Source organism: Sphingobacterium olei (assembly GCF_005048855.1).
GTDB classification, from domain to species: Bacteria; Bacteroidota; Bacteroidia; order Sphingobacteriales; family Sphingobacteriaceae; genus Sphingobacterium; species Sphingobacterium olei.
Map to the genome: position 1 here is coordinate 583305 of NZ_SUME01000001.1, position 18790 is coordinate 602094.

Annotated in this window: 13 protein-coding genes; 11 read left to right on the plus strand and 2 right to left on the minus strand. The window is 39.4% G+C overall.

Translation table 11 applies throughout. The features are described from left to right. Positions 1–547: 547 nt before the first annotated feature. The 8 genes from moaCB to FAZ15_RS02500 all read left to right on the plus strand — a co-directional run bounded on the left by moaCB (position 548) and on the right by FAZ15_RS02500 (position 11827). Positions 548–1498 carry a bifunctional molybdenum cofactor biosynthesis protein MoaC/MoaB gene (moaCB, locus tag FAZ15_RS02465; RefSeq protein WP_136899722.1) on the plus strand — a complete coding sequence of 317 codons (951 nt, stop codon included), beginning with the start codon at positions 548–550 and terminating at the stop codon, positions 1496–1498. 2 nt (positions 1499–1500) lie between these two features. Next, positions 1501–2685 (plus strand): molybdopterin molybdotransferase MoeA, encoded by a 1185-nt coding sequence (locus tag FAZ15_RS02470; RefSeq protein ID WP_136899723.1) that lies wholly within the window; start codon positions 1501–1503, stop codon positions 2683–2685. A gap of 36 nt (positions 2686–2721) precedes the next feature. Further along, entirely contained in the window at positions 2722–4062 is a 1341-nt protein-coding gene (locus FAZ15_RS02475) for an MFS transporter (protein WP_136899724.1), read from the plus strand. Beyond that, positions 4049–7573 carry a nitrate reductase gene (locus FAZ15_RS02480; protein ID WP_136899725.1) on the plus strand — a complete coding sequence of 1175 codons (3525 nt, stop codon included), beginning with the start codon at positions 4049–4051 and terminating at the stop codon, positions 7571–7573. The genes FAZ15_RS02475 and FAZ15_RS02480 overlap by 14 nt, the downstream gene beginning before the upstream one ends. Further along, positions 7563–9056, plus strand: coding sequence for a rubredoxin domain-containing protein (locus FAZ15_RS02485; protein WP_238387125.1), 1494 nt, complete (start codon positions 7563–7565; stop codon positions 9054–9056). The genes FAZ15_RS02480 and FAZ15_RS02485 overlap by 11 nt, the downstream gene beginning before the upstream one ends. 31 nt (positions 9057–9087) lie before the next feature. After that, on the plus strand, positions 9088–10041 hold the full coding sequence (locus tag FAZ15_RS02490) for a GTP 3',8-cyclase MoaA (protein ID WP_136899726.1): 954 nt from the start codon (positions 9088–9090) through the stop codon (positions 10039–10041). Positions 10042–10075: 34 nt separating this feature from the next. Further along, positions 10076–10648, plus strand: a complete 573-nt coding sequence (gene mobA, locus FAZ15_RS02495) for a molybdenum cofactor guanylyltransferase (protein WP_136899727.1) — start codon at positions 10076–10078, stop codon at positions 10646–10648. A gap of 330 nt (positions 10649–10978) precedes the next feature. Then, positions 10979–11827 (plus strand): hypothetical protein, encoded by an 849-nt coding sequence (locus tag FAZ15_RS02500; RefSeq protein ID WP_136899728.1) that lies wholly within the window; start codon positions 10979–10981, stop codon positions 11825–11827. Between the two features lie 91 nt (positions 11828–11918). On the opposite strand, the gene FAZ15_RS02505 is transcribed toward FAZ15_RS02500, so the two are convergent. Beyond that, a complete protein-coding gene (locus FAZ15_RS02505; protein WP_136899729.1) occupies positions 11919–12479 on the minus strand; it encodes a biliverdin-producing heme oxygenase in 561 nt (186 codons plus the stop codon). A 261-nt stretch (positions 12480–12740) separates the two neighbouring features. Here FAZ15_RS02505 and FAZ15_RS02510 point away from each other — a divergent pair, with 261 nt between their 5' ends. Further along, positions 12741–15215 (plus strand): glutaminase family protein, encoded by a 2475-nt coding sequence (locus FAZ15_RS02510; RefSeq protein WP_136899730.1) that lies wholly within the window; start codon positions 12741–12743, stop codon positions 15213–15215. Positions 15216–15381: 166 nt separating this feature from the next. Continuing rightward, positions 15382–16056 (plus strand): hypothetical protein, encoded by a 675-nt coding sequence (locus tag FAZ15_RS02515; protein ID WP_136899731.1) that lies wholly within the window; start codon positions 15382–15384, stop codon positions 16054–16056. A 21-nt stretch (positions 16057–16077) separates the two neighbouring features. Here FAZ15_RS02515 and FAZ15_RS02520 read toward each other — a convergent pair whose 3' ends face one another. Beyond that, a complete protein-coding gene (locus tag FAZ15_RS02520; protein ID WP_136899732.1) occupies positions 16078–17595 on the minus strand; it encodes a GH3 family domain-containing protein in 1518 nt (505 codons plus the stop codon). A gap of 239 nt (positions 17596–17834) precedes the next feature. Between FAZ15_RS02520 and FAZ15_RS02525 the strand changes: the two genes are divergently transcribed. Next, positions 17835–18725 carry a DUF6807 domain-containing protein gene (locus tag FAZ15_RS02525; RefSeq protein WP_162304849.1) on the plus strand — a complete coding sequence of 297 codons (891 nt, stop codon included), beginning with the start codon at positions 17835–17837 and terminating at the stop codon, positions 18723–18725. Positions 18726–18790 lie beyond the last annotated feature (65 nt).

Here is an 18790-nt window from a genome sequence, read left to right on the forward strand (position 1 = left end):
CTATTTGTTTGATGAAATATAATGTCGACTCTGCCAATTTTTGTATTGTGTTTTTCCTTATTTTAAAGGTTTTTTTAATTATTTATGTTTTTTAATCAAAAAATATGCCTTTGTGTTGTGTTTTTTTTGTTTGTTATTTGATTTTATTTATGTTATCATATTTTTTTTGTGATAAATTTTATATTTATTCTTTATTTTGTTGTTTAAATCATATTTTTACGATGTTTAATATTAAAAAATGTAAATTATTTATGTTTTAAATTATTATTTAATGATTTTTATCTTTTTTTATATGTTTTATTGTTAAGTTTTTTTTGATTTTTATCTTTTTAATTTTTTATAATATCTTTTTTTTGTGTAAAAATATATTTGTGTGTGTATTTGTAGTTTAATTGCTGTGAAAATGATGTTAAAGTTACTTTTTTAAGTAGTATATGTTGTGAAATAGTAAAAAAACAAAGTTTTTTTCTGTTGATATTGGCAGTTTGAGGTGTCCTTATTTTAAAAAGTAAATTAAAGAGTATTATGAAGATAGATAGGTGTTAATATGAGAGATATCAGCCGTAAACAAATGACATTACGAACAGCTCATGCCATAGCTGTAGTCTACTGTTCTGAAGAAACCATTCGCTTGGTCGAGTGTGATCAGCTTCCGAAAGGAAATTTATTTGATGTCGCCCGCGCGGCGGGGTTTATAGGAGCAAAGTTAACACCACAGTTTTTATCGCATTGTCACCCTGTCGGAATAGATGGAATGGATCTTTTCTTCGAGTACCTTTCCGGTACAACGCATCCGACCTATTTTTCAGATCCGAATCTTCCATCTTCCGGAATATTGATTTCAGTGAACGCTAAATCCATAGGTCGTACAGGGGTAGAAATGGAGTCACTCGCGGCAGCAAGTATAGCCGCATTAGAAATTTACGATATGTTAAAACCTGTTGATCAAAAGCTGGAAATCGGAAACATAAAACTATGTCAGAAAACAGGAGGGAAATCTGAGAACCACGCGTACTTAGGCATGATATCGACGTGTGCCATATTGGTATGTTCTGATGCTATTGCGGCGGGCACGCGAGCCGATAAAAGTGGTCTGCTTATTAAAGAGATCTTGGAAAGCTACAAGACAAATATCATCGACTATCAGATTGTACCCGACGAAAAGACGCTGATACAAAGTCAGATTCAGAAATGGGTAGCAGCAGATGTTCATTTTATCTTCACAACAGGCGGAACGGGTCTAGGTCCCCGAGATCATACGGTAGCGGCTGTTTCAGAGATATTAGAGCGAGATGCAGATGGTATTACTGAGGCAATGAGAGCTTTTGGGCAAATGCGGACACCAATGGCTATGATGAGCCGTTCGGTGGCGGGTGCAATAAAACAAAGTCTTATTATAACACTTCCGGGGAGTAGCAACGGTGCACGGGAATCGTTGGATGCGATTTTACCGGGTGTTTTTCATGCTCGAAAAATGATGTTGGGAGGAGGGCATTAAAAATGGAAACGTTTGATAGCGCAAAACGATTACTTCACGAAGCCGCATCTTCATTCGGATGTGAAGAGGTGGAACTACATGAAGCTGATAATCGAATTTTAGCTGTAGATATAGTTGCTGATCGCGATTATCCTCCTTTTAATAGGGCGGCAATGGATGGTTATGCATTCCGGTTTAAAGATTGGAAAAGAGGTATGCGTATCTATGAGATTGTGGAAGTAATATATGCCGGGGCACAGCATAAGCAGGAATTGAAAAAAGGACAATGTTATAAAATCATGACCGGAGCAGCCTGCCCCGATGGAACTAACGTAATCATTAAAAGCGAAGATGCGATCGAAGAGTCAGATACCGTAAGCTTTACAGTAGATCGCCTTGCAGAATTTCAGCATATCGCTCGGCGCGGTGAGGATGTCAAACAATATGAAATAGTTGTGCACGCACCTCAAAAATGTAATTCGCAGTTAATTAGTGTATTAGCTGCTTTGGGTGTGTCGCGCGTGCCCGTTTATATCCTTCCTACGGTGTCTGTTGTGACTACCGGTTCCGAAGTCGTACAACCTAATTTACCGATAAGTCATTTTCAAATTAGAAACAGCAATCAGTTTCTGTTAAGGTCCTTACTAAAAAAATGGTCTATCATACCAAAATTTTGTACACATGTTGTTGATGACATGCTGTCGCTCCAAGCAGTACTCATGGAGGCATTAAAAAACAAGATCACGATAATAAATGGAGGTGTGTCAGCGGGAGATGCCGATTACATCCCTATGGTTATGAAAAGACTGGGAGTGGAAGTTCTGTTTCATAAAGTATCTATCAAACCGGGGAAACCGATTTTAGTTGGTCAGACAACATCAGGTGGAATTATATTTGCCTTGCCGGGCAATCCTTTATCGTGCCTTGTGACCTTTACGGTATTTGTAGAAGAATACCTGTATCGCAGTTTTCAATATAAAGAACGTGTGATCTATAAGCTTCCGATGTTAGAATCTAGATCTAAGAAAAGTAACCTAACCGAGTTTTTCCCCGTAAAAATCCATCCATCAGATGGCAGATTATGTATGCTGACGTATAACGGTTCCGGGGATATCACCGCTGTACTGGGAGCAGACGGCATAGCAATACATCCTCACGACATAACAGAAATCGTACAACAGAGCTGTATATATTTTTATCGATTATAGTAATTAATTATTCATCTCAACCTAAAACTACAACTTATGAAAGAAACACTAAAGCCATTAGCCACGCTCCGCATCTTTTCAATCAAGGGCATCCAGATGCGTACTTTTCACATTACCTGGATCACGTTCTTTTTCTGTTTTTTTGGTTGGTTTGGTGTAGCGCCGTTAATGCCGCTTATAAGAGAACAATTAAATTTAAGTAAAAGTGAGATCGGAAACATTATTATCGCATCTGTTTCTGCTACTATTATAGCACGGCTAATCATCGGGAAATTATGTGATACATTAGGGCCAAGACTATCCTATACTATATTGTTAGCGATAGGTTCCCTTCCCGTTATGCTCATTGGCTTAAGTAACAGCTATGAATCATTTTTACTGTTTAGATTTTTTATCGGTATAATAGGTGCATCGTTTGTCATTACCCAGTTTCATACATCTATGATGTTCGCGCCTAGTGTAGTTGGCACGGCCAATGCAGTGACTGGAGGGTGGGGAAACCTAGGAGGAGGAGTAACGAACCTAGTTATGCCACTAATTGCGGCGGGTTTTGTGGGAATGGGATTAGTAAGTAATTCCGATTCTTGGCGAGTAGCAATGGTAGTACCCGGCGTTATTTTACTGATAATGGCGTTTATTTACTACAGATATACGAAAGATACTCCCGAGGGTAACTATGATGAGTTAGCTATCAGAAAGAGTAAGAATAAAAAAGCAGAAAAAGGAACTTTTATAAAAGCGTTAAAGGATTATCGTGTATGGATTTTAACGTTTGCTTATGCTGCATGTTTTGGAATTGAGATTACCGTTGATAACGTTGCTGCGACATTTTTTATAGATCAGTTCGGGACGAGTATGATCATGGCGGGTGCAATGGCTGGTATATTTGGCGGAATGAATCTTTTTGCCAGGGCTTTGGGAGGTATCGTAAGTGATAAAATAGGCAGATCCTATGGTTTAAAAGGTAAAGGTATTCTGTTGGGCGGTTTGTTAATTTTAGAAGGTATAGGAATAGGATTGTTTGCACAGTCACATACGCTTACCATAGCGATAATAACGATGTTGTTGTTTGCACTCTTCCTGAAAATGGCAAATGGCTGTACCTATGGTATTGTACCTTTTATCAACAAAGATTCGATCGGTACGATAAGTGGGATAGTAGGTGCCGGCGGAAATATAGGGGCTATGTTTGTTGGATTTTTGTTTAAATCTGAGAACCTAACCTACGCAGATGCCTTTCGATATATTGGTATTGGTGTCACAATAATAGGCGTAATTGTAGTTATTACCAAGTTTCAATTGAAAACTCTTGAGAAGCCGGTTTCGGTTCCTCTTGAATTAGAAGATAAACAACACATTCTTCATGAGCAGGGATAAACAAGAAACTTTTACCAGTACTTGCTGCTATTGTGGCGTAGGCTGTGGTGTTGAGGTTAAAATCGAAAGCAAGGGCACCGTTTCCGTAAAAGGAGATCAGGATCACCCGGTTAATAGAGGGATGCTTTGTAGCAAGGGACTCAATTTGCAATATACGGTAAATGATAAATCGGACCGTCTATTGTATCCGCAGATGCGTTATAATAAAAATATGCCTTTACAGCGTACATCTTGGGATGCTGCGCTGGATCGCACGGTCGCGGTATTCAAAACTTTTATTGAAAAATACGGGCCAAATTCTGTTGCGTTTTATGCTTCCGGTCAATGTCTTACGGAAGAATATTATGTAATAAACAAGCTGATAAAGGGGTTTATTGGCAGCAATAACATGGATACTAATTCACGTTTATGCATGAGTAGCGCGGTTACCGCATACAAAATGACATTAGGAGAAGACAGTGTACCCATATGTTATGACGATATCGAGATAGCAGATTGTTTTTTGGTAACGGGTGCAAATCCTGCCTGGTGTCATCCTATTTTATGGCGACGTGTTGAAGCGCACAAATCCACCAATCCGCATATTAAGATTATTGTAGTTGATCCACGTGTTACCGATTCTTGTTCATTAGCTGATCTGCATCTACAGATTAATCCCGGTACTGACATTGTGCTCAACTATGCGATAGGAAGGGTATTAATCGAAAACAATCAGATAGATAACGATTTTATCCATGATCACACTGAGGGATTTGAAGTCTATACACAACGTGTCTTTGAAAAGTCTGTTTCCGAAGCTGCAATCATCTGTGGTGTGCACGAGGAGTCCATCCGGTTGGCTGCCGAATACATAGGCAATGCAAAAGGTTTCTTAAGTCTTTGGACGATGGGACTTAACCAAAGCGCAATTGGTGTGAATAAAAATTTGAGTCTTATCAACCTGAATCTAATTACCGGAAAAATCGGAAAGCCCGGTAGTGGCCCTTTTTCGCTGACCGGACAACCCAATGCAATGGGGGGGCGGGAGGTTGGTGGTTTAGCTAACTTACTGCCCGCACATCGGGATTTATCCAATGAGGAACATCGAAAAGAAGTTCAGAAATTTTGGGGTGGCACTACGATATCAGGTGAGACAGGGTTCACAGCAACGGAGATGTTCGAAGCACTCCATGACGGACGGCTGAAAGCGATATGGATTTTGTGTACGAATCCAATGACGAGCCTACCAAACGCGCGATTTGCAGAGGAGGCTTTAAAAAAGGCAAAATTTGTGGTCGTGCAGGAGATTACTGATAAAGCCCAAACGTTGCCTTATGCGGATGTTATTTTACCTGCGGCAGCATGGGCAGAAAAGGAGGGTACCATGACAAATTCTGAACGTCGGATAAGTCACCTTCATAAAATCATTGATCCTCCGGGTGAGGCGTTACCAGATGCGGAAATTATTTGCCGGTTCGCTAAGAAAATGGGCTATAAAGGTTTTGATTACTCCCATCCATCGGATATTTATAAAGAGCATTGCAAGCTTTCCGCTAAAACGAATACAAACGTTGACGGGTTAGACTATGCGCTTATAGATAGCAGCAAAACCGTACAGTGGCCTTTTCAGAAAAGAAAGCGGATTGGAACAGCGAGGTTGTTTACTGATCACGTATTCTATACGCCAAGCAAAAAAGCAATTATACATAGCCCTGTCGATGTGCTGACAAGTGAACTTCCCGATTCAGAATTTCCTTTTATTCTTACAACAGGAAGAATCAGGGATCAATGGCATACCATGTCTAAAACGGGTAAGGTAAGTAAGCTTAAACAGCATATTAAAGAAACATTTTTAGAAATTCATTCTGTCGATGCCGAACGATTGCATATAACAGATGATCAAATTGTATGCGTACAATCCAGGCGCGGAAAAGTACAAGTTAAGACCAGGATTACGGATAGTATTAAGCCGGGAGTTGTCTTTCTCCCCATGCATTGGGGAAAGGCGTTGGGAAGTGATCTGCATAGAACGAACAATTTAACAAGCTCATACATAGATCCATTATCAAAAGAACCTGATTTTAAATATTGCGCAGTTCATATCGAGCCATTTTCAAAGCCATTTCAAAAAATTGTAATAGTAGGCGCAGGTGCGGGGGCATTCGGATTTGTAAAATCGTATAGGACGCTAAATGAATTGGACGAGATTACGGTTTTCAGTAATGAAGATCAGCCATTTTACAACAGAGTCATGTTACCTCACTATGTAAGTGGAGAGCAGGGATGGGAGCAGCTCGTGAAAATGAAAGATGAAGAGGAAAATGAGTATAACATCAAACACCTGCGTGGGATAGGTGTCCAGCGTATAGATCGTGAAAATAAATATGTAGTTGATTCCCGAGGAAGGAAGACTCCTTATGATATCTTGATTTTAGCTACCGGTAGTCGTGCTACATTACCTAAGAATGTACCAAAATTACCTGGTATCTTTACGATGAGAAGACGGGATGACGCAGATAATTTAAAGAAATATTTACCGAAAAATCCGCATGTCGTCATTGTAGGTGGAGGTTTGTTGGGCTTGGAAATGGCAGCATCATTACGGGAAATAGGTGTCAAGATCACAGTAGTACAAAGGGTATCCCGTTTTCTGAATAGACAGTTAGATATATTAGGCAGTCAGATGTTACATGAGGAAATGGTAGAACAGGGCTGCGATATATATTACAATGATGAGGTGCAACTGTACTATGGAAGAAGTAAATTAACAAAGGTTGAACTGAAAAGTGGGACGCAGATAAAATGCGATGCGATCATTTTGGCAATTGGTACGACTCCGAATATTGAATTGGCTAGGGAGGCAGGACTGTTTTGCAAAAGAGGTGTTGTAGTAAATGAACGCCTGCAAACGAGCGACCCAAATATCTATGCAATAGGTGAAATTGCTGAATTTAACGGTACGCTTTATGGAATTACCGCCGCAGCAGAACAACAGGCAGCGGTTGTTGCAAAATTTCACAATGGAGATGTGGGAAGCCATTATACAGGTAGTTTATTTATGAATATTATCAAAATCCAAGGGTTTGATCTTTGTAGTATCGGCCTCAGCGAATCACCTAATGAGGAGTATGAGGAAGTCGTCTTTATCGATAAGGCAAAGCGCTATTACAAAAAATGTATTATACATCAGGATCGTCTTGTGGGTACCGTACTTATCGGAGATAAGAATGAGTTTTTAGAATTTAAAGATCTTATTGCAAATAAAACTGAACTAAGCGATAAAAGGCTTCAACTGCTACGAAGTGGTAACAAAGCTGAGCCTCTTATAGGGAAACTCGTTTGTAGCTGCAGTCAAGTTGGGACAGGTAATCTGACTCGAAAAATAGAATCGGGCTGTACAGATCTGCAGCAGCTGTGTGAAACTACGGGAGCAGGTATGGGGTGCGGATCTTGTCGACCAGAGGTGAAATCCATTTTGGACCAGTTCTTAGCAACAGCAGTTATAGCGGAGGAGGTGCCAATTGAAAACTAATATAACAACAGTACATCATATAAAAGTAAACCTGCGGGGTGGAATTGTCGCAGTAGGGGATCTATTGCCTATTTTAGAAGTTTTACAACAGGTAGGTATCAAAGAAGTTAGATTTGGTACGCGACAACAGCTCTATTTTGAGGTAAAGGATGATGAACTTGAGCAAATAGAATATGGGTTTTTAAGCACCGATAGTGAATTTGAAATTGATAGCGATGATTATCCGAATATTGTGAGCTCTTATGTTACAGACGACCTGTTTACGCAGTCTACTTGGCTACGTGAGGGAGTTTATCGCGATGTCCTGGATTCCTTTAACCATAGACCGAAGCTTAAAGTCAATCTCGTAGACAATAGTCAGTCGTTAGTGCCTTTATTTACGGGAAATTTAAATTTCATTTCATCAGAAGTCAGTAATTATTGGTACCTGTATGTTCGATTTCCGAAGACCAATATCTTGTATTGTTGGTCGTCTTTAATCTATTCCTTCGACATCTCCTCCGTCTGTCAGAACATAGAAGCAGTTATATGGGAAGAGCCAGGTCTATTTGTTGGCTGCGAAGAAATTGATGGAACTCTATTAGAGGAGAAGGTAAAGGACAAAGGAAATTATTTTTCGCAAGCATTAACGGCTCCTTTGATGACGGATGAATTTCAATTGCCCTATTACGAAGGGTTTAATAAATATAATGATAAGTTCTGGTTGGGCATTTATAGACGCAGTGAGCTTTTTTCTGTAGATTTTCTGTCGGATATCTGTACGGTATGTGCTAAAACCCGAGTAGCACAGATTTATACCACCCCATGGAAATCCATTATTATAAAGGGGATCCGAGCTTCAGATAGGAAGTTGTGGAATGGTGTGCTCAATAAGCACCGAATCAACGTACGTCATGCCTCGAATGAGCTGAACTGGCAAACGGAGGATATTTGTGATTATGGCTTGGCCCTTAAGCACGAGCTGATCTCGCATTTTGATCGAATGGATTTAAGAACATTTAAATTGTGCTTTGCGATAAAAACAAATCCAAAAAGCAGTCTTTTTGGTTCTATTATTATAAAGCAATTATTTCTTGATGCAGATGGCGAGTGGTTTGATGTACTACATACCGTAGATTTCAATCCGAATTCCAAGAATCTGATCCATTATGAACACAGGGTTTCGAGATCAGGCCTGATTGATGTATTGACGAGCTTATGTAGTTACTACTACGAATTGCAGGAAACGAAATCAAACATGTCAACATTCGATCAGGTAGATTACGCTTCAACCAATGAAACATCTCAAGAGGTAGTTGTCATCCATCAATGTACGAAATGTTTGAGCTTATACGATCCCGAATGGGGCGACGAGGTAGCGAGCATAGAACCTGGAATTGCATTTTCCGCATTGGATGATACCTATTGCTGTTCCATCTGTAATGCAGATAAAGAATACTTTATTGCTGTAAATAAGAAAACCTTAGAAATAATAAACGCATGAATATAGATGCTTATCTTTGATGTTTTATGTGATGGAAAAAATTCAAGACCAATTTGGTAGGTCGTTTCGTACGTTGCGCATAAGTTTGATAAATACATGCAATTTTGCTTGCACATATTGTGTATGCAGTGATGCGCCGATCAAACAGGAAGAGCCAGAAGGTCTCATTTTTAGTGTTGATCAGCTCTTACAGGTGATAAAAGAGCTGCATCAGCGTCTGGGACTGAGAACCATAAGACTTACTGGAGGTGAGCCACTATTATATAAACAACTATCTCCGCTGATACAGGGAATAATAAGATTGGGTATAAAGGATATTAAACTTACTACCAATGGTCTGTTACTTGGACGGATGGCAGCCGAACTTAGATCCAGTGGATTATTGTCTGTCAATGTCTCTTTGGATGCGATGGATCCCGCTGTCTTTTTTAAAATAACCCGTCGAGACCGGTTATCGCAGGTTTTAGATGGAATTAAAGCCGCCAAAGCAGTAGGTTTAAATGTCAAACTTAATGCAGTGATCATAAGGAGGCAAAACGAGTGTCAGGTCCTACCTTTATTAAGGTTTGCGTTTCAGCAAAAAATAAAAGTTCGCTTCTTGGAATTAATGCCCATGGGACATTTATTCGGGACAGAGAAATCTGATTTATTTTCACAACAAGAACTGCTTGCCCTTATTTCTGAACATTATACGATTACGAAGCAACCGAAGGAAAATGCAGCTACGGCAACTTATTGGAAGACCTCGGAAGGTGAATTTGGCATTATTGCAAATGAAAGCGAACCCTTTTGCGGAGATTGTGATAGGCTACGGCTAGATATGAAAGGAAATATCTATGGATGTTTAAGTAGCAATCAACCTATTCCCATAAGAGATCTAACACAAGGAGTACATTTTGACAGACAATTAGAAAAGGCGCTGAGGCAGAAACAAACATTGAAATTTACTGGGAGCAACTTGAGTATGCTTGATATAGGAGGGTAAGAATTACCATGGAAATTTATGCCATTTTAAAAGAATGATGATAGGACTTGTTTTATGCGGGGGTGAAAGTAAACGGATGGGAACGGATAAAGGTATGTTGCGGCATGGGAATTATACCTGGGCTGAATACGCCCAACAAACTTTGCATGGTCTGGATTTACCGGTATTTATATCTGTGAATGAAGGACAGCTTCCGGTATATCAGCAACGTTTTTCAAATCCGGAATTGATCGTAGATTGTGTGTTTGCGAAAGGACCTCTAGCCGGGTTATTGAGTCTTCATTTTAACTTTCCAGAGCACGACATTTTGGTATTGGCCTGTGATATGATTAATATGGATGCTCATACGTTACACACGTTGATACGAAATTATGGTGAAGATGAAGGCGTAAAAGGTTGCTTTTTCGGGAACAATGGTCGCGTGGAGCCCTTGTGTGCTATTTATTCTTCCGATATGTTAACGCAAATTGCAGAACAATTAGATTCAGGTCAGCTTGTCCACTTTGCATTACATAAAATTATTTCATATTTCCACGTTTCTATTGTACCGATCGCTGATCATGTAAAATTTGCTAATTACAATACTTTCGATCATCTACGTAAATAATACATGAGGAAGGAGCGTATACAATACCTGATAAATCGCGGTATAAATACGATTAGCAACTTAATTACGTAGAGAATACGTTGTTTTTAATGCGAAAGCCTAAGATGTATTACTATCTCAGGCTCTCTTCTTCGTGAGGTATTCATTATACCCTATATTTTTTTCGATTGCTTATTAGTTGTTTACTATTATAACGCTTGCGATTCTAAATTGTTGTAAAAAAAATAAAAAAATACAGATATTTGCCGGAATAAAATGTAATTTAAATGATAATGTGGCGTTTTGTATGAAAACTTAATTTATGAATAAAAATATGTTATACCTTAGCGCATGAAACTATGTTTAAATCTATTAATTATTTTTGATATCTTATTGAAAATAGCACAACCGGATACAGAGTTGTATGCTCAAGCAGCAACACACTATATAAAAGATATTCCTATGCTGGCTTCAGATGCGAAGACAGGGACTGAGATAGCTAATGAACTTCAATTACTTTCTGCTATTGATAGGGAAAAGCGAATAACAGCATACATATTGGAAGGTAATTTTCCCGATTTTATGCGCCAATTAGTACGAATAGACGTATCCGTAAATAAGGCAGACGGTAAATCCATAAAATCATCTTATTTTACCATGCCAGACTATCTAATGGTTGGTACCGATGTGGATTTTATACGTTTGCCGATGACACCTAATACTGCCCAATTTATCGCGGACAGCTTAGGTTTTTTTCTAAGTACATCCAAAATTTGTGACGATATTTATCATGCTGCCGAGATCAAACTGGAACCTATGCCATTAACAGCGGATAGAGAAAGTTTTTATACTTTTTTGGAGCATAATCGCATTATAGAGGACCAACGCCAAGAGCGTAAAGGGTTGATTGCTGGAATTAAGAAAGATGTCATTTCTTCTTCTAGATTGTTTGCTTCATTAAATCGTGTAGCTTTGTACGGTTGGCATCAATTGGATGAAAAGCCCATTCAACCGATCTATGTAGGGCATGCAGATTCGTATGTAGACTATAGTCATGGTATTCGATTGATTTATCAATATCTCTACGTCGATGGAAAAAAGATGCATTATAAAGATGTTGCTACAGATTCTGAACTATGCAACATCCTGAGTAATGACTTGGACTGCCGTTATTACCGTTATCCAATATTATCAGATTAACAAAAATAAGATGATTTAACATATAACCCCAATCTATGTTGAAATCGACTTAGAGTATGGTTGCTTATCAGATGAATCCGTATCCGTGAATTTACGATACCTGTGTCGCACTGAACACTTCTCCAAATTTAGAGAACGTTTCATTAGCCACTTCTATTGCTCTTGCATGATTCGCTGGGTCTTCTCCATATGCATTGAGCACCGTTGTAAATGCACTCCACATATTACCGGTATCAGCTCCATAGCCCGAAAAGAAAGAAGTTCCTGCGGTGATACCATATTTATTTAGCATCTGCACAATGTATGGTCCACCCATAATAGAACCTTCTAATACGTATAAGGCCGATAGCGCTTCTAGAGGGGAGCTGATCTGCGGCACATTAGCTTGAGAGAGGTTTTCTACACTTCCGCCCAGTTCTTCAATGTCTTGCTTGATATAGCTTGAATTCCGACGTTCGATATAATCTGGTAATACATCGCTCGTAATATAAGGTGCTATGGTTTTTTCCACAGCATTGAAATATGCGTAGAAATTTTTTAATACTTCTGCGTAATCAGTATTGGAACGAATGGCTTTCAGTTGACGAACAACTGTTCCTTCTAGCTTTTGGTGTGCAGCACTTGTGCCTTCTTTGATATTTTGACTTAACATGATGTAATCTTTTTATTTATAACGATTCTATACAAAGATTGTTATTTATTGGAATATTTGTATGCTTCTTTTCGCTTAATCATCTATGAAATCCGCTATTTTTAAACAGACTCTCTAGGATATAAATATCAATATCGGAGCACATCAATTTCGTTACAGAGAGAAATTAACGTTTCTTTGTTTTTTAAACGAAAAAAAACTATGTTGCAGAAAAATTATACTTGATCCAAGTATAATTTTTAGTTTAAAAACAATGCAATTATGAACAAAATGAATTTTATGAAGTACCTAGTGCTTTTTATCCTAGTTGGGGTATTCGGACAGCTAACTGCCCAGAATAGGAAAGCACCCTCTTATCCCTTAATCACCCATAACCCCAATTTCAGTATTTGGTCTAATACCGATCAGCTTGCGGAATCTACTACAGCACATTGGACTGGGGCAGACCATTCTCTATTGGGTATGATCGATGTGGACGGAACAATATATCGCTTTTTAGGTAAGGAGGTTCCAAATTACAAAACCATACTGCCTGCCTCAGATGAGGGATCTTATGAAGTACATTATACCGAAGTACAACCTCAGGGAGAGTGGCAAGCAACAGACTATAACACATCTGAATGGAAATTAGGAAAAGCGCCTATCGGCGATTTGGCTCAAAAAGCTAAAACGATTTGGCAATCTAATGATATTTGGGTGAGACGTACCTTTGATGTTACCAATCCAGAAACGATTCATGCACTTTTTTTAAAATTAAATCATGATGATAATATAGACGTGTACTTCAATGGAAAAAAGATTTATGATAAAGTAGGATGGACAAACACCTTTGAATATATTTCTTTAAGAGAAGAAGATAAAAAAGCATTAAAACCAGGAAAAAATGTCATTGCAATTCATTTACGAAATACAGCGGGAGGACGGTTCCTCGATTTTGGATTAGTTGATAGGGAAATAGACCGATCAGCAGCGACACAGTTAGCAAAACAAATCAACGTAGAAGTAAATGCTACGCAAACCATATATCATTTTACCTGCGGAACAGTCAACCTGAAATTAACTTTCACCTCACCGTTGTTGATGGACAACTTAGATCAGTTAGCACGTCCAGTCTCCTATATTTCCTATCAGGTGCAGGCAAACGACAACAGAAACCACCAAGTCAAGGTTTACCTCAGCGCAGCATCGAATATCGCTGTTTACGAACCGTCACAGGAGGTAACGGCGAAGCAATATAATACTGATCAGCTTTCCATTCTAAAAGCAGGTACAGTTGAACAGCCTATACTGCAAAAAGGAGCCGACGATATGCGTATAGATTGGGGCTATTTCTATGTCGCCGTACCGAAGAAGAGTCAATCAGTTCAATTTATTACTTCACAGAAGGAGGCAGGGAATGCCTTTAGAAATGGTGTTGCCACATCTACTGCAGATCAGGGGAGACAGCTCGCGTTGAATACCATTATTCCATTTGGAAGTGTCGGTAAAGAACCAGTAACACATTACGTTTCATTAGGTTATGATGAGATATATTCCATACAATATTTTAAAAATAACTTAAGACCATGGTGGAATTTATCCGGTAACGAAACGATAGAAAATCAACTCACAAAGGCGACGAATGAATATCAAAAGGTCATAACACAGTGTGAGACATTTGACAAAACATTATATGCAAATGTATTAGAATCGGGCGGAGAGGAATACGCCAATCTGTGTGTATTAGCCTATCGTCAAAGCATTGCAGCGCATACACTGGTCCAAAGTCCAGAAGGTGAAATTTTGTGGTTGTCCAAGGAAAACAACAGCGGAGGTTTTATCAATACCGTGGATGTCACATATCCATCGGCTCCACTATACCTGATTTATAATTCACAGTTGTTAGAGGGTATGCTAAATGCAATTTTCTATTTCAGCGAAAGTGGTAAATATCCATATCCATGGGCTGCACACGATCTTGGTACCTACCCTTTCGCGAATGGACAAACGTATGGCGAGCCTATGCCAGTGGAGGAATCGGGTAATATGATTATCCTTACTGCTGCTATAGCAAAAGCACAAGGAAATGCAGAATATGCAAAAAAACATTGGAAAATATTGACCACTTGGGCGGATTATCTAACCAAGGAGGGTTTAGATCCAAAGCACCAATTGTGTACCGATGACTTCGCAGGGCATCTTGCCAGAAATGCAAATTTATCTGTTAAGGCAATTGTAGGCATTGCCTGCTACGCTGAGCTGGCTAAAATGTTAGGCTATGACGATGTCGCCAAAAAATACAGGGCTATTGCAGATGGAATGGTTCCAACTTGGATGGAAATGGCAGATGCAGGAGATCACTATGCATTGACTTTTGATAACAAAAATACATGGAGTCAAAAATATAATTTGGTATGGGATAAAGTTTTAGATCTGCAGCTTTTTCCTCAAAAAGTATATGATACTGAAATCGCGTACTATCTTGGCAGACAAAATAAATACGGACTGCCTCTTGACAGTCGAAAAGATTATACTAAAAATGATTGGATTTTATGGACGGCGACTTTTACGAACAATGAAAAAGACTTTAAGTCATTTATTCATCCTGTTTATTTGCATGCAATTGAAACAAAATCTAGGGTACCGCTAAATGATTTTTACGATTCTAAAACCGGTATTCGGGAAAACTTTAAAGCCCGCAGTGTGGTGGGAGGTTTTTATATGAAAATGTTTTCCGATAGATTAAAAAATAAATAAGCCAATAAAGGAGTCCAAAAAGAAATCACTCTTCGTTTTGGACTCTTTTATTCTCTTATATTACCAATTTAACCTGTATCCATCCTTTGTTCACATCTAAATTGTTATATATTACAACAATTCTTGCTTCCATCTGTTAATTTTTAGACATCATAATGAAAATCTTATGGGTTTAAACACAGATACAAAAATAAATATCGTAGCAGATTTCAGTTCCCTTTCCATCAATAAGCAAATTCCTAAGGTAATAGAAGAGCAGGTACTTACCGCTTTATCGCATTATCCTGAGCTAAGTGATACATGTATTAGATTTTTTTTTACACAACAGCTGAAAGCATCCGTAATGGCCGCACGGCCGGTGATTAAGACACTATTACGTTCACGTAAAAGGCGTGCGTACGATATATTAATCAGTCCGGTATTCAAACTCAAACACAGCATCGAACCCATTCATCAGGTGGCAGATGCTGTGCTAATCGGGTGGATCGGTCATGAACTTGGCCATATTATGGACTACGAGCAAAGAAGTACGATAGGCATTGCTAGATTTGGTTTACTCTACTGGCTGTCCAAAACGTATATCCGTAAGGCGGAACGTGTAGCGGATACGTTTGCCGTAAACCGTGGTATGGGCTCCTATATCTTGGCTACCAAAGAATTTATATTAGGACATAGTGAATTGTCGCAGCGGTATAAAGATAAAATAGCACGTCTCTACCTTTCTCCCGACGATATTGTCGAATTGGTAGCCAAATTGGAAGAGAAGACGCAAGATCGCCGCGAGAAAATATTGGCCGAGGAAGCCGAAATAGCGGATGATATTGCAACAGAAAATCTATAAACTCCACCACAGCCCTAGTTTTTATAAGGTGGAGATATATTTTTCAAACTCCTCAAATTCCTCTTCTTTCATAACCCGAGGTATTTTGGTTTGACCTCCCAGTTTTTTATATTGTTCGCTCCAGCTGTGGAAATACGATACGGGTATGATATTTACTTCTATACCATCCAGCGCTTGATGCCTAGCCACCTTATAATTTTTATTGGTGGCCTGAAGCTCTGCGTCGAAAAACTCGGTAATCTGTGGTGAAGTGTAGATCTTATCTGCACCCAAATACCATTTGTTGATGTATTTTTCTCCTCTGCGAATTGAAGCAACGGTAAATTCTGCTATCTGCAAATCAAATTGTTCCTGTAACTTTTGGATAGCGTTATTCATTTGATGTACGGATAATTGCTCACCTACGACATTTAGAAAATGCTTTGTCCGGCCACTGATCATAATTTCAGCCTGTTCTTTATCTGTGAGGATAACTGTATCACCTATCATATAACGCCAGGCTCCAGCTACGGTAGAGATCAACAGTACGTATTCCACACCTTCCTCTACGTCCTCCAACGTGAGTACTTCTGCGTCCTGTCTCACCCGTCCTTCTTCGTCCATATTTGCCTCTATAAAGGGAACGAACTCGAAGAAAATACCATTGTCGACGATAAGAGCCATACCATTGGTATCTGGTCTTTTTTGTGTGGCTAAATAGCCTTCTGAAGCGAGGTAAGTGTCAATATAGGTCATCGGACGTGCAAACAGCTTTTCAAAACTTTTGCGGTAAGGTCCAAAAGCGACTCCTCCTGTACTGTATACCTGAAGGTTAGGCCAGATATCGTGGATGGTGTCGGCCTTATGGTAACGAATGATCTCTTTGAGCAGGAGTTCAGACCAGGAAGGTATACCTGTCATACTGCCAATATCCCATTTTCTCGCGGCCTTCGCTATTCTACTGACCCGTTCATCCCAACCTTTGCTTGCTGCGATCTTTCGTCCGGGTTTGTAAAACTTTCTGAACCATAATGGAAGATTGGATGCTGAAATTCCGCTAATTTCTCCTTCAAGGAAGCCGTTTCGTTCTTTTAGCTGCGTACTGCTTCCGAGCATCATGATATTTTTTTCAAAAAAATCCGCCGGCAAACCAAAGTTTTTCAGACTCAGAATTTGCTGTATGCCCGCTTTTTTTATGGCATCTAACATGTCATCGGTGACCGGTATAGCCTTACTGTTGCTAGTGGTTCCGCTGCTCAACGCGAAGTAGCGTTGACCACCCGGCCAAGTGATGTTTTCATGCCCTTCATCCAGATAATGCCACCATTCAGCATATATATTGTCGTAGTCGTATATCGGTACCGTGCGCTGAAAGGCCTTGATTGGATCCGTTTCAGCCAGTATCGCGATGAAATCATATTTTCTTCCAAAGGCAGTGTATTTTGCTTTTTCCAGCATATCAATCAGCACTTCCCGCTGTGCATCTGCAGGCAGTGGGGCCTTACTAATGATACCGTTTACGTTGATTACCCGTTTTATAATTTCTCCGATGATTGCCATAAATAAATGATTGCTTACATTATACCATATAACACACAAAGGACCACGGAAGTTTTGTCCTCATCGTCGAATAGAAAAGGCTTTAGTATTTAAGAACAAATTATTTATGTTTGTATTAGATGCATTTACGCCCCAACAACTTGATTTTTTTAATAACCGTTATATTATGGTTATTATCGTACTTGTGCCAGGCACAAGTAAACGGACAATCACAAAATTTACAGTTAGTTATCGATAGTATGTTGACTATCAGCAAAGGTAAACACCGCCTGCTCAGTTATCAATTCAACACGATATACCCACCCGAAGGGCAAGACAGTAGTTTCCAACGCAGTGGCTTTATCCATCCACTTAACACACTTAAAGGACATCGACTTACTCGTATCCAGCCTAATGACCATTATCATCATTATGGTATCTGGAATCCATGGACGCATACCCTTTTTGAGCAGGATACCGTCGATTTTTGGAATCTGAAGAAGAAAACCGGAACCGTCCGTTTTGTCCGCATTACCAACAAGGATAAAGGCCGGAATTATGCCGAATATACCGCTCTGCACCATCATGTCGCATTCAAAAAAAACGGTATCGAAAAAGTGGCCTTGGAAGAATGGCAAACTGTTAGGGTAGAGGTTCCGGAGGAGAGCAAAGATTACTATTGGGTTGATATTACGACCACCTTTCGTTGTGCTTCAACAAGTCCGTTGCGCCTACTTACCTATCGGTATGGCGGATTAGGATGGCGAGCCACGGAATTTTGGGATAAAAACAATTGTGAGGTATTGACTTCGGAAGGAAACGACCGTAAAAACACCGATGGCAGCAAGGCAAGATGGTGTTTGGTGCAAGGTGATTTACCAAATAATTCCCATGGCGGTATGGCTGTTCTTTCCCATCCAGATAATTACAATCATCCCGAACCCTTGCGAATCTGGGATGAAAGTGGTAATAATGGACGCGGAGATTTTTTTCTCAATGTCTCCCCTACAAAAGATCGTGATTGGTTATTGGAACCCGGGCATACCTATATATTAAAATACCGGCTTATTGTATTTGATGGGCGTATGGACGCAGATAGTGTAGAAAGAACTTGGCAAAGTTTTTCTAAGAATCAGGCAACACACAAATAGATGCTAAGGAACTTGCTTTTTAAGTTTATAATTCTTTTTATTTATACGTATGTCAATAAGTAATG

Bases quoted from the DNA above. Each gene is read 5' to 3' on its own strand.
- moaCB (WP_136899722.1), top strand. From the start codon at position 548: ATGAGAGATATCAGCCGTAAACAAATGACATTACGAACAGCTCATGCC.
- FAZ15_RS02470 (WP_136899723.1), top strand. From the start codon at position 1,501: ATGGAAACGTTTGATAGCGCAAAACGATTACTTCACGAAGCCGCATCT.
- FAZ15_RS02475 (WP_136899724.1), top strand. From the start codon at position 2,722: ATGAAAGAAACACTAAAGCCATTAGCCACGCTCCGCATCTTTTCAATC.
- FAZ15_RS02480 (WP_136899725.1), top strand. From the start codon at position 4,049: ATGAGCAGGGATAAACAAGAAACTTTTACCAGTACTTGCTGCTATTGT.
- FAZ15_RS02490 (WP_136899726.1), top strand. From the start codon at position 9,088: ATGGAAAAAATTCAAGACCAATTTGGTAGGTCGTTTCGTACGTTGCGC.
- mobA (WP_136899727.1), top strand. From the start codon at position 10,076: ATGATGATAGGACTTGTTTTATGCGGGGGTGAAAGTAAACGGATGGGA.
- FAZ15_RS02500 (WP_136899728.1), top strand. From the start codon at position 10,979: ATGAAACTATGTTTAAATCTATTAATTATTTTTGATATCTTATTGAAA.
- FAZ15_RS02505 (WP_136899729.1), bottom strand. From the start codon at position 12,479: ATGTTAAGTCAAAATATCAAAGAAGGCACAAGTGCTGCACACCAAAAG.
- FAZ15_RS02510 (WP_136899730.1), top strand. From the start codon at position 12,741: ATGAACAAAATGAATTTTATGAAGTACCTAGTGCTTTTTATCCTAGTT.
- FAZ15_RS02515 (WP_136899731.1), top strand. From the start codon at position 15,382: ATGGGTTTAAACACAGATACAAAAATAAATATCGTAGCAGATTTCAGT.
- FAZ15_RS02520 (WP_136899732.1), bottom strand. From the start codon at position 17,595: ATGGCAATCATCGGAGAAATTATAAAACGGGTAATCAACGTAAACGGT.
- FAZ15_RS02525 (WP_162304849.1), top strand. From the start codon at position 17,835: ATGTTGACTATCAGCAAAGGTAAACACCGCCTGCTCAGTTATCAATTC.